10 protein-coding genes are annotated in these 11,275 nt (G+C 72.1%); 5 read left to right on the top strand and 5 right to left on the bottom strand.

Going from position 1 to position 11,275, the window contains the following annotated elements:
• Positions 1-626: 626 nt before the first annotated feature.
• On the top strand, positions 627-1,466 hold the full coding sequence (locus QZX64_RS02510) for an SDR family oxidoreductase (protein ID WP_295656686.1): 840 nt from the start codon (positions 627-629) through the stop codon (positions 1,464-1,466).
• On the top strand, positions 1,463-1,999 hold the full coding sequence (locus tag QZX64_RS02505; protein ID WP_295656685.1) for a DUF402 domain-containing protein: 537 nt from the start codon (positions 1,463-1,465) through the stop codon (positions 1,997-1,999). Before QZX64_RS02510 ends, QZX64_RS02505 begins: the two co-directional genes overlap by 4 nt.
• A gap of 82 nt (positions 2,000-2,081) precedes the next feature.
• Here QZX64_RS02505 and QZX64_RS02500 read toward each other — a convergent pair whose 3' ends face one another.
• From QZX64_RS02500 to QZX64_RS02490, 3 genes are read right to left on the bottom strand one after another with little or no spacing between them, the layout of a single operon-like run.
• On the bottom strand, positions 2,082-3,395 hold the full coding sequence (locus tag QZX64_RS02500) for a threonine/serine exporter ThrE family protein (protein WP_295656684.1): 1,314 nt from the start codon (positions 3,393-3,395) through the stop codon (positions 2,082-2,084).
• A gap of 31 nt (positions 3,396-3,426) precedes the next feature.
• Positions 3,427-4,482: a DNA polymerase IV gene (locus tag QZX64_RS02495; protein WP_295656683.1), complete on the bottom strand. Its 1,056-nt coding sequence runs from the start codon at positions 4,480-4,482 to the stop codon at positions 3,427-3,429.
• Between the two features lie 8 nt (positions 4,483-4,490).
• Entirely contained in the window at positions 4,491-5,591 is a 1,101-nt protein-coding gene (locus QZX64_RS02490; RefSeq protein WP_295656682.1) for an aromatic acid exporter family protein, read from the bottom strand.
• A gap of 76 nt (positions 5,592-5,667) precedes the next feature.
• Here QZX64_RS02490 and QZX64_RS02485 point away from each other — a divergent pair, with 76 nt between their 5' ends.
• Positions 5,668-7,071 carry a wax ester/triacylglycerol synthase family O-acyltransferase gene (locus QZX64_RS02485; RefSeq protein ID WP_295656680.1) on the top strand — a complete coding sequence of 468 codons (1,404 nt, stop codon included), beginning with the start codon at positions 5,668-5,670 and terminating at the stop codon, positions 7,069-7,071.
• A 75-nt stretch (positions 7,072-7,146) separates the two neighbouring features.
• Here the strand turns inward: QZX64_RS02485 and QZX64_RS02480 are convergent, their stop codons facing one another.
• Complete coding sequence (locus QZX64_RS02480) at positions 7,147-8,319, bottom strand: site-specific DNA-methyltransferase (RefSeq protein WP_295656678.1); 1,173 nt, start codon at positions 8,317-8,319, stop codon at positions 7,147-7,149.
• A 91-nt stretch (positions 8,320-8,410) separates the two neighbouring features.
• On the opposite strand from QZX64_RS02480, the gene QZX64_RS02475 reads away from it, so the two are divergent.
• The gene (locus tag QZX64_RS02475; protein WP_295656676.1) at positions 8,411-9,685 is read left to right on the top strand and encodes a phosphodiester glycosidase family protein; all 1,275 of its coding nucleotides are present in this window, start codon (positions 8,411-8,413) and stop codon (positions 9,683-9,685) included.
• On the opposite strand, the gene QZX64_RS02470 is transcribed toward QZX64_RS02475, so the two are convergent.
• Complete coding sequence (locus QZX64_RS02470; RefSeq protein ID WP_295656674.1) at positions 9,678-10,244, bottom strand: hypothetical protein; 567 nt, start codon at positions 10,242-10,244, stop codon at positions 9,678-9,680. The genes QZX64_RS02475 and QZX64_RS02470 overlap by 8 nt on opposite strands.
• Before the next feature lie 133 nt (positions 10,245-10,377).
• On the opposite strand from QZX64_RS02470, the gene QZX64_RS02465 reads away from it, so the two are divergent.
• Positions 10,378-10,956: a DUF6318 family protein gene (locus QZX64_RS02465; RefSeq protein WP_295656672.1), complete on the top strand. Its 579-nt coding sequence runs from the start codon at positions 10,378-10,380 to the stop codon at positions 10,954-10,956.
• Positions 10,957-11,275 lie beyond the last annotated feature (319 nt).

Raw genomic sequence — 11,275 nt, 5'->3', positions numbered from 1 at the left:
CGGCCGCGAAGGCCCGGGTGCGCCACGGCTCGTCGGCTGCCGCGGCTGTGGCGCCGGGTCCAGGCCGGTGAGCTGGCTTCGTGGAAGGCACGGCGGGTCGCGGAGACCACCATCCACGCCGACCTCTCGAAGGACGCGGCGGCGTATGTGGACCGGCAGCCCGCTCCGTTCGCGCACCGTCAAGCCCGTGCTCGACCTGGCCGAGCGATGACCTGCGACGGCTACCAGCCCTCGGGCCGGCTCCGGGAACAGGTGGTTCAGCGGATCGCACCTGCGTCTTCCCCTGGTGCACCCGACCCGCCCGGTCCTGCGACCTGGACCACAGCACCCCGGGGGGGACAAGGCGGCCCGACGACGACCGACAACCTCGCCGCCCTGTGCCGGACCCACCACCGGCTCAAGACCCACGGCCGATGGCGCTACGCCCGCACCGGCCCCGCGGCGTACACCTGGACCAGCCCACACGGGCACACCTACCTGCGCGACACCACCGGCACCGGCCCGGTCGACCCACCCGACCCCCGACGAGCGGCTCGCGGTCGATGCCGCCGTGGTCGCCACCACAGGCCGGGTGTTCAATGACCCCACTGGCGTGACGCCATGGCCGGAAGGAGCCGCGCGTGAGCATGCAGACCGTCACCGGCAAGGTCGTCGCCATCACCGGCGCCGGCTCCGGCATCGGGCGCGAGCTCGCGCTGCGCGCCGCCCGCGGCGGCGCCCTGCTGGCCATCTCGGACTGGAACGCCGCCGGCCTCGCCGAGACCGTCGACCTCGTCAAGGGCGTCGGCGCCCGGGAGGTGCGCAGCGACGTCGTCGACGTCTCCGACCGCGCCGGCATGGGCCGGTGGGCCGACGCCGTGGTCGACCAGCTCGGCCGCGTCGACATGGTCGTCAACAACGCCGGCGTCAGCGCCACCGGCCACTTCGAGGAGATGTCGTACGACGACTTCGACTGGATCGTGGGCGTCAACCTCATGGGCGTGGTGCACGGCACCAAGGAGTTCCTGCCCCACCTGATCGCCTCCGGCGACGGCGCGCTGGTGAACATCTCCTCGCTCTTCGGGCTGATCTCGGTCCCGGGACAGTCGGCCTACAACGCCACCAAGTACGCCGTCCGCGGCTTCACCGAGGCGATCCGCGAGGAGATGCTCGTCTCGCGCCACCCGGTCACCGTCACCTGCGTGCACCCCGGCGGCATCAAGACCGCGATCTCCCGCAACGGCCGCAAGACAGCCGGCCAGGACGCCGACGCGCTGGACGACCTCTTCGAGAGGAAGCTGGCCCGGATGACCCCCGACAAGGCCGCGAGGATCATCCTCGACGGCGCGCTGGCCGGGAAGGCACGGGTGCTGGTCGGCATCGACTCCCACGTGCTGCACCACTTCGCCAGGCTCACCGGCTCCCGCTACCAGGACGTCGTGGCGCGGATGTCCGACGTAGCCGCCCGCGGGAGGTTCGACGGGTGATCCACTCCCCCGGCGACCCCGTCCGCTGCGAGATGAGCAAGTGGGGCGACCTGCCCCATTGGGTCTACCCCGCGACCTGGCTCGGCACCGACGAGCACGGCGACTGGCTCGGCTTCCCCGAGGGCACCCGCTTCACCCGCCCCGGCGCCGACTACGTCGCGCCGTACGACCAGGTGGGGCTCGTCCCGCACGCCGACCTGGCGGAGCGCGGCTGGGTCGCGGCGTTCCACTCCCCCGCCGGACCGGTGCAGGTCTACGTCGACATCGCCACCCCACCGGTGTGGGACGGCGCCGTCGTGCGCTCGGTCGACCTCGACCTCGACGTGGTGCGCGGCGGCAGCGGGCGGGTGTGGATCGACGACGAGGACGAGTTCGCCCGGCACCGGGTCTCCCTCGGCTACCCCGAGGAGGTCGTGCGGGCGGCCCTGGCCAGCTGCGACCACGTGCTCGCCGCCGTCCGCGACGCGGTGGCGCCGTACGACGGCACGCACCTGGCCTGGCTGGAGCGGCTGGCGGCACTCACTCGCCGGTAGTCCGGGGCGAATGGCACCTCGTGCGGCCCGCCGAGGTGCGATCTGCCCCGGACTACCCGACCCCCGCGGCTGGACCGGGTGATCACCGCTTCGTGCGCGCCCGCATCGGCCCGACCAGGCGCGGGCCGGAGAGCCGGTCCTCGAGCCGCCGGGCCTCCCGCTTGAGCGGTTGTGCGACGTACTCGCCGAGGATCACCCCCGACGCCAGCGCGATCGCCACGCCGGCGGCGGTGACCATCGCGAGCAGTCCGAGCGAGACCTGCCCGCCCCCTGCGGCGAGCAGCGAGAGCCCGCGGTAGATCGAGAGCCCCGGGAGCAGCGGCACCACGGCCGAGACCACGATGACCAGCGGCGGCACCCGGATGCGGCCGGCGACGAAGTAGGCCACCACGCCGATGACGAACGCCGCGGTGCCGGCGCCCCAGATGCGACCGAAGCCGGCCTCCTCGACGAGCCGTGACATCGCCGCCCCCAGCGCGGAGACCGAGGCGATGGGCAGCAGCGCCCGCGCCGGGGAGTACGACGCGTACGCGAACGCCGCGGCGCACACCGCCGAGCCCACGACCAGCACCCAGGTCGCCTCCCAGCCGGAGTAGCCCGGGTCGAGCCGTCCGACGTCGACACCGATCCGCTGACCGAGGGACAGCCCGCCGCTCACCCCGGCGATGATGCCGGCGGTCGCGAGCAGCGCCTCGATCAGGCGGGCGGCACTGGTGACGTAGAAGCCGGTGAGGGCGTCCTGGATCGCGCCCATGAAGCCGACGCCGGCCAGCAGCATGACGATGTTGGCGGTGACGACCAGCGACGGGTCGACGTCGATCTCGCTGGCCGCGGCCGCGAGCGCCCAGAGCGTCGCGACCACGCCCCCGAAGACCTGCTGGTAGAAGGCCGGCAGCCGGCGCCGCGCCATGGCCAGCTGCACCCGGTCGATGCTCATCGCGGCGAGGCTGGCGATGCCGCACACCACCACCCCGCCGCCCAGGAACGCCGCGACGCTCGCACACATCACGCCCCAGGCGATCGTGACCAGCCACCGGTGCGTCGGGTGCCCGACGGAGACGATGGTGGCCATCCGCGAGCGCGCGAGGTAGACGTCGGCGCGGTCGTCGAGGATGTCGCGCACGAGGTGGTCGACCGCCGTCAGGTCGTTGTAGTCGATGTCGCGCTGCTTGACGTTGCGGATCATCGACAGCGCGGGCTGCTCCGCGTCGTACTGGTGGCTCATCGCCAGCGAGGTGAACGTCACGTCGATCTCCGCGTTGCGCATGCCGAGGTGGCGGGCGACGGAGTCCATGGTGACGGTCACGTCGGCCGCCCCCGCCCCGGAGGACAGCAGCATCTCGCCGATCCGCAGGCACAGGTCGATGGTGAGGTTGAGTTGCTTGACGTCGCTCATCGGCCACGACGGTATCGATCACGGCCCGGAGTCAGTAACCGCCCTCCGGCGGCACCATCTCCAGCCGTACGCCGAGCAGCCGGACCGGCTTGTCCTGCTCCACGCGCTCGAGCAGCGACACGGCCACGTCGCCCAGCAGGCCGGCATCGTTCGACGGCTCCGGCAGCGTGCGGACCCGGGTCACCGTGAAGAAGTTCGGGTAGCGCACCTTGAGGTGGACGCGGGCCGCGGGCCGGCCCTCGCGGTCGATGTCGGCCAGCACCCTGGTGGTCAGGGCGCGCACCGCGTCGGGGATCTCGAGCCACTCCAGGTCGCGCTGGAACGTCTCCTCGCGCCCGTGCGCGCGCGGCACCCACGGCTCGTCGCTCACCGGGCTGGTCTCGGCGCCGCGACCCAGCCGGGAGAACCACGGACCGGTCGTCGGCCCGAGCTCGGCCGCGAGCAGGGCCACGTCGGTCTCGGCGAGCTGGCGCACCGTCTCGATGCCGAGTGGCGCCAGGCGCTTGGCCGTCTTCTTGCCCACTCCCCAGAGCGCGGTCACCGGCCGGTCGCCCATCTCCTCGAACCACGTCTCGCCGGTGATCCGGTAGGCGCCGCGCGGCTTGCCGAAGTCGGTGGCGATCTTGGCCTGGAGCTTGTTGTCGCCGATGCCGACCGAGCAGTGCAGCCCCGTCGCGGCGAGCACCTGCTCACGGACCCGCGCCGCGAAGGCGAACGGGTCGCGCTCGCCGGTGTCCACGGGCGGCCGGGCCGCCAGGAACGCCTCGTCCCAGCCGAGCACCTCCACCACGACCGGGTCGCCGTCCCAGGTCAGCGCCCTCAGGGTCGCCATCACGACCGCGGAGGCCGCGTCGTACGCCTCGTGGTCGACGGGCAGGATCACCGCGTCGGGACACTTGCGCGCGGCGATGCGCAGCGGCATGCCGGAGCCGACGCCGTGCAGGCGCGCCTCGTACGACGCGGTCGAGACCACCGCCCGCTCCGTCGGGTCGCCCCGCCCGCCGACGATGACCGGCCTGCCGGCGAGCTCGGGGCGGCGCAGCACCTCGACCGCCGCGACGAACTGGTCGAGGTCGACGTGCAGCACCCACCGCGTCATCGCGGCGGCGGGGGCAGGGCGTCGGACGCCTCGAGCGGGTCCATGCCGGTGACCAGCAGCAGGTCGGCGACCACCGCCCGCAGCTGCGCGAGCACCACCTCGGCGCTGAGCACGTCGGTGCGCTCGACCCGGCCCGTGGCCATGCCGACGGCCAGCAGCGCCGGCTGCGCGGCCGAGGCCATCCGGTCGACCGACAGCTCGTCGGCGGCGAGGTCGGCTGCGTCGGCGAGCTCGCGGGCGACCATGGCGTAGGAGGACGGCACCGCCCTGTGGTGGTACGCCGCGACCGCGGTCTGGCGGACCAGCACCCGGGTCGACCGCAGGGACCGGTCGAGGGGGTCGACGAGGTCGGCCATCCGGCGTACGTGTCCCTTGTGCCGCACCCGGAACGGCGAGGACGCCACCACGGAGAGCCCCTCGTCGGCGGCCGACCGGAGCTCGTTGATGAGGTAGTCGGTGGCGCGGGCGTCGGCGAGCAGGTCCATGGCCGGCCCCACCTCGCCGTCGACCATGGCGTCGGCCGAGGCCCGCAGCAGCTCGGCCACCTTGCGCACCACCACGGCCGCCTGCTCGCGCGGGCGCCGCAGGGGCGCCGCCGGCACCACGGTGGCCGCGACCAGCGCGACCGCACCCCCGACGAGGGCGTCGGTCCACCGGATGAGCCCCATCCCGGGGTCGGGCACCAGCGTGCTCACCACGATCGACTGCACCGCCGCCTGCGTGACGAAGAGCTGCCCACCGTCGAGCAGGATCGCCGTGGTCATGGCCAGCGCCACGATGAGGCTGAGCTGCCACCAGCCGGTGCCCACGCCGGCGACGAGCAGGTCGCCGATCAGCACGCCCACCGCCACGCCGATCGCGACCTCCACGACCCGCCGCAACCGCTGGCCGTACGACGTCCCCAGGCTCACCACGGCCGCGATCGGGGCGAAGAAGGGTGACTGATGACCGAGCACGTCGGAGGCGATCAGCCACGCCACCCCGGCCGCGAGCGCGCACTGCGCGATCTGGAACCGCTTCCCCCTCCACCGCTCGACGCGCGTGCGCACGGAGGTGCGGCTGCGGGTCAGCGCACGGTCGAGCGGCGTGGCCTCCATGATCTCGATGGTGCCAGACGCGGCGGCGACCGCGGCGTCCCTTGTGGCGCGGCCGTGCGACGACGAGGATCACCGGATGGCGTCCGCGATCGACCCCACGGGCGTGGGGTTCCTGATGGCTGAGAACCGCTCGATGCCCATGCACGTCGGGGGGCTTCAGCTGTTCCGCAAGCCCGAGGGTGCCGGTCGCCAGTACGGCCGTGAGCTCTACGAGCACATGAGCAGCCCCGAGCGGGTGGCCCCGCTGTTCCTCAAGCACCCCCACCGCTCCGCGCGCACCGCCGGCCGGCTGGTGTGGGAGGAGGACACGCAGTTCGACATCGAGCACCACGTACGACACAGCGCGCTGCCGCAGCCCGGCCGGGTCCGCGAGCTGCTCGACCTGTGCGGCCGGCTGCACGCGACCCGGCTCGCCCGCGAGCGGCCGCTGTGGGAGTCGCACGTGATCGAGGGCCTGCGCGACGGCCGGGTCGCGATGTACACCAAGCTCCACCACTCCCTGGTCGACGGCATCGCCGCCATGCGGCTGCTCGCCGGCGTGCTGTCCCCCGACCCCGACAAGCGGGGGATGCCGCCGCCGTGGGGCTACCTCGAGCGGCCGGCCCCCGAGCGTCCCGAGCCCGACCCGCCCGACGCCTCCGACCTCACCGCGCAGGCCGTGCGTACGGCGCTCGACATCACCGCCGAGGCAGCCGGCCTGCCCGGGGCACTGGTCAGGACGCTGGGCAGGAGCCTGCGCGACGAGAGCTCGCCGGTGTCGCTCTACGCGCCACGCACGATGTTCAACCAGCAGATCACCGGCTCGCGACGCTTCGCCGCGCAGGACTGGCCGATCGAGCGGCTGCGCGCGGTGAGCCGCTCCACCGGCACCACCACCAACGACGTCGTCATCGCCATGTGCTCGGGTGCCTTGCGCTCCTACCTCCTCGACCTCGACGCCCTGCCCGCGCAGAGCCTGGTCGCGATGGTGCCCGTCGCCCTCGACGTCCGGCAGGTGCACGACGTCTCCGCGCAGGGCGGCAACGCCATCGGCTCGATCATGGTCAGGCTCGGCACCGAGCACGCCGATGCCGGCGCCCGCCTGCGCTCGGTGCACGCGTCGATGACCGACGGCAAGCAGGCCCTCGCGTCGATGACGCCGGTGCAGGTCCTCGCCATGAGCGCGCTGGGCCAGGCCCCGGCGATCCTGGCGCCGATCCTGCGGGTGCAGGGCCTGGTGCGGCCGCCGTACAACGTGATCATCAGCAACGTGCCGGGTCCTCGCACCAAGCAGTACCTCAACGGCGCGGAGCTCGTCGGCACCTACCCGCTCTCCATCCCCATCCACGGCATGGCGCTGAACATCACGTGCACGTCCTACGACGGGCTCATCTGCTTCGGCCTCACCGGCTGCCGGCGCACCGTCCCGCACCTCCAGCGCCTCCTCGGCCACCTCGACTCCGAGTTGGCGGCGCTGGAGGAGGCGGCGGGGCTGTCGTGATCCCCGGATATCCGGGGATCGCTGCGGTTCGCACCCGTTGCAACGTGTGCCAACCGCGAGGAGCGGGGCCCAAGCTCACCCCGGCAGCGTGTCGACGGCCTCCACCAGGCCCCCGCCGAGGAGTACGTCGACCGCCCGGAGCCGCGCCCGGGTGATGTCGGCGACGGTGACCAGCCCGGCGAGGTGGGCGTTCGAGCCGGGCCTGGTCGGGCGGGCGATCTCGACGGAGATGCACTGCCGCGTGCCACCGTCCTCGGCGTTGGCCAGCGCGACGGCGTGACCGGTGGTGCCGCTGCCGGCGAAGAAGTCGAGCACGGTCGCGTCGGCCGGCATGGTGCCGAGGATGCGCCGGAGCAGGCCGGTGGGCTTCGGCGACTCGAAGACGTGGCCGACGACCTCCTTGAGCTCGGCGACGGCGGTGTCGGTGGAGCCCACCTCCTGGGCCAGCCAGATGGTGTGGAGCTTCTTGCGACGCCCCCCCGGGGTGTCGCGGTGCAGCCAGTCGCGCTGGAAGACGTCGACGCGCTCGCCGTGCCGGCCCCGGATGCTGCGGCACACCAGGTCGTCGGGGCGTTCCTCGATCCGCGGCCGCGACCACCGCCACACCGCCGGCCTGCCGTCGCCGAACACCGGCCACACCTCCTGACCGCCCTCGAAGGGCGCGGTCGCCACCCGGCCACCCCGCGGGTCGCCGTACACCGGGAAGTGGAGGGTGCGGGCGGTGAGGGGGTTGAACTTCTTGTTGGTGTTGCGCAGCGGCAGGTGGCGGAAGCGCCGCCCGTCGGGTGCGGTCTCGGGGAAGTCGGCCGGGTCGACGGTGTCGGTGGTGCTGGCGTCGAGCACGCAGCGGCGGGCGTCGCGGGCGAAGACGAGGAGGTACTCGTGGCTGGTGGCGAACCCGCCGCCGAGCTGGCGCCCCTTCGGGTTGAGGTTGACCACCACCTGGGCGAGGAAGTTGGCCTCCCCGAACACGTCGTCCATCAGCAGTCGCAGGTGGGCGACCTCGTGGTCGTCGATGCTGACGAAGATCGCACCGGTATCGGCGATCGTCTCGCGCGCCGCCTCGAGCCGCGGGCGCATCATCGCGACCCAGGCGGCGTGGCGGCCGTAGCGATCGACGTAGGCGAAGTCGTTGCCGGTGTTGTACGGCGGGTCGACGTAGACGAGGTCAACGGAGCCGGCCGGGACGGTGGGCAGCACGTCGAGGTTGTCGCCCTCCACGAACACGTTCCAGGGCCGTTCGTCCACCCGGCGACCCTACTGCCGCACCGCGGCGCGGCCGGGACACCAGGCACTCGAAGTCCCACCGTCCCGGCTCTCGGCGTTTACCCTCGAGCACATGCCTTTCTCCAAGCGCTTCGCCATGCCCGCACTCAGCCTGGCCACCGCCGCCTGCGTCGTCGCCTCGCTGAGCGCCTCGGCACCCGCCTCGGCGGGACGCTCCGCAGGTGCCCCGGCCGCCGCTCAGGACGGCGAGCGCGCCGCCGGCACCGGCACCGTCGACAACCCGCGCCACAGCAGCGACGGCATCGCCGGCCCCATCGCGCCCGAGCTCCCCGCCGGCCGGGTGCGGATCCGGGTGCTCAACGAGACGACGTACGACATGGCTCCGGGCATCAACCTGCGCGAGTGGGACCAGATCGACCCGCGCGGCCCGATCCGCGCCCAGCTGCTGACCATCGACGTCAACAACCCGGCCAACGAGCTCGACCTCATCGCCCCGGCCAGGGTGCCGGTGCGCAAGTCCGTCAGCGCCCTGGCTGCGAAGGTCGGCGCGGTCGCGGCCGTCAACGGCGACTTCTTCGACATCGGTGACACGGGCGCCCCGCTCGGGGTGGGCAAGGATCGCGAGAAGGGCCTGCGGCACGCCCCGCAGGCCGGCTGGAACAGCTCCTTCTGGGTCGACGCGGACGGCCACCCCTACATCGGCCAGCTGCCCTACAAGGGCAAGCTGAAGCAGCACCCGAAGCTGAAGTTCTCCAACCACAACTCACCCAGCATCCAGGCCGACGGCATCGGCGTCTTCGACAAGGCCTGGGGCCCGACGCAGGGCTCGTCGGTCACCGCCGGGCAGAAGCGGGTGCGCGAGGTCGTCGTCAGGGGCGGGGTCGTGCGCTCGAATCGGACCAAGCTCTCCGAGAACTACAAGATCAAGGGCAAGGGGCTCGTGTTCGTCGCCCGCGGCTCGGCCACCAAGATGCTGAAGAAGGTCAGGGTCGGCGAGAAGGCCACCCTGGTCGAGTCGGTCCGCCCCAACCCGGTGGCGGCCATCAGCGGTGACCGTCCGCTGATCACCAACGGCGTCCGCGTCGTCGTCGACGACCGCCAGATGCACCCGCGTACGGCGATCGGCATCGACAACGACCTCGGCCGGGTGCTGATCCTGGTGATCGACGGCCGCCAGCTGTTCAGCCGCGGCTACACGATGGTCGAGCTCGCCAACATGATGGCGTCCTTCGGTGCGGAGAACGCGCTCAACCTCGACGGCGGCGGCTCCTCCACGATGGTCGGTCACACCGTGACCGGCCAGTTCGGCGTGCTCAACTCGCCGTCGGACGGCCAGGAGCGGCTCGTGCCCAACGGCATCGGCGTCTTCTCCCGCCCCGTCAGCTGACGATCGGGCCCAGCTTGGCGGTGTCGAGCACCAGGACCGCCACCGTCGTCTGGGCCGCGAAGCACTGCACCTGGTTCTTGGGGAGCACCGGGAGCACCTGCACCGCCCCGTCGACCCGCTCCACGCGGAGGTCGTCGGGGCGGTCGCACCCGATGGTGACGACGACGCCGACGAGCGTCTGGTCGGGGCCGACGTCGGGTACACCCGCCACGGCGGCGCGCACGTCGTCGGCGAGGCTCGGGCCGGTGAACTGGCTGACGAAGTCGTCCAGCACCGCCTCGGAGTCGAGCGGCACCGGCGTCGGGGACGCCTTGCCGTCCTCCTCGGTGCCGGTGAGGATCGCGACCTCGGTGAAGGGGATGGGGCCGTCGTCGCCCACCTCGACCGTCGGCTCCTCGCTCGGGTTCGGGGTCGTGGTCGGTGTCGACGGGCCCGCGCTGGACGTCTGGTCGCTGGGGGCCGGGTCGCTCGCCGTGTCGTCGCCGTCGCCGTCGCCGGTGCAGGCCGCGAGGCCGAGCGTCAGCAGGGCAGCGAGGAGGAGGCCGGGTGCGCGTCTCATGGTGGTTCGACGGTAGCGAGCGCTGTCTCGTTCCCGCAGGCGGTTCTCCACAGGGTGCGGCTGCGAGGTTTATCTGGGAGGCATTCGCCGCATAATCTGGGTGCGCTGGACATCTCTCGGGAAGCAGGTACCCATGGCCAGGCTCCACCTCCTCGCCGCCGCTGCGGTGCTCGCCCCCGTCCTCCTGGCCGGGTGCGGGGGCAACGAGCCCGAGCCCCAGCTGCCCGACACGGCACCCAGCCCGAGCAGTACGCCGTCCGCCTCCCCCGCCGCGGAGGCGACCCAGGAGCCGACGCTCCCGCCCGAGGCCGAGGGGAACGACGAGGCCGCAGCGGAGGCGTTCGTTCGGTACTACTGGGACGCGGTCGACTACGCCCAACTCACAGGGGATCTCAAAGCGCTCAAGAAGCTGTCACTACCGTCGTGCGCAAGTTGCAACTCCGGCAATGAGTACGTGAGCAACATGTATGCAAACGGCGGCTCCCTGCAGGGCGTCGATTACACCGTCAACAGGGTGCGCTTGGCCAAGAGATCAGACGGTGCTGACTTCGGCACGTACCGGGCAGAAGCGGAGCTCAGCAACGGCGCTTACACAGAGCAGGCGTCTTCGTCAGCAGAGCCTGTGGATCGGCCAGCCGGTACGGGGACAGCAGTCATGGACCTGACATGGGACAAGACCGGGTTCAGCGTTGCCACGTGGACGCTCCGATGAGCCGCCGGACTCTATTGGCTCTGCTTCTGTTTACCAGTGCGCTGTGGTCGCGCCCCGATCTCGCCCAAGCTTCCGGTACCAACTGTCCAGGAACAGGCACGAGCTCCACTATTGGTGGCTACGCAGCGGCGGGTTGTGAAGCTCCCGAAACCAACACAGCAAGTTCAAACGAATCGGGAGAGGTGACCGCTCCTGAGACCCCCGGCACGTGGGTGAACGACGGTAAGGCGTGCGAGATTGGTGGGGTTGCAACGTGCTACGAGTTTGAGCGGTGCGCCGATGGGTCGATCCCTGACACCTGGATCAAGACTCTTGATGG

This window comes from uncultured Nocardioides sp. (genome assembly GCF_902805925.1).
Lineage (GTDB): Bacteria > Actinomycetota > Actinomycetes > Propionibacteriales > Nocardioidaceae > Nocardioides.
Note: the sequence above shows the minus strand (reverse complement) of the source record. Positions and strands in the feature narration are given on the sequence as shown.

Coding starts and splice junctions, on each gene's coding strand:
- QZX64_RS02470 (WP_295656674.1), bottom strand. CDS start 10,244: ATGAGACGCGCACCCGGCCTCCTCCTCGCTGCCCTGCTGACGCTCGGC.
- QZX64_RS02475 (WP_295656676.1), top strand. CDS start 8,411: ATGCCTTTCTCCAAGCGCTTCGCCATGCCCGCACTCAGCCTGGCCACC.
- QZX64_RS02500 (WP_295656684.1), bottom strand. CDS start 3,395: ATGAGCGACGTCAAGCAACTCAACCTCACCATCGACCTGTGCCTGCGG.
- QZX64_RS02510 (WP_295656686.1), top strand. CDS start 627: ATGCAGACCGTCACCGGCAAGGTCGTCGCCATCACCGGCGCCGGCTCC.
- QZX64_RS02465 (WP_295656672.1), top strand. CDS start 10,378: ATGGCCAGGCTCCACCTCCTCGCCGCCGCTGCGGTGCTCGCCCCCGTC.
- QZX64_RS02490 (WP_295656682.1), bottom strand. CDS start 5,591: ATGGAGGCCACGCCGCTCGACCGTGCGCTGACCCGCAGCCGCACCTCC.
- QZX64_RS02485 (WP_295656680.1), top strand. CDS start 5,668: ATGGCGTCCGCGATCGACCCCACGGGCGTGGGGTTCCTGATGGCTGAG.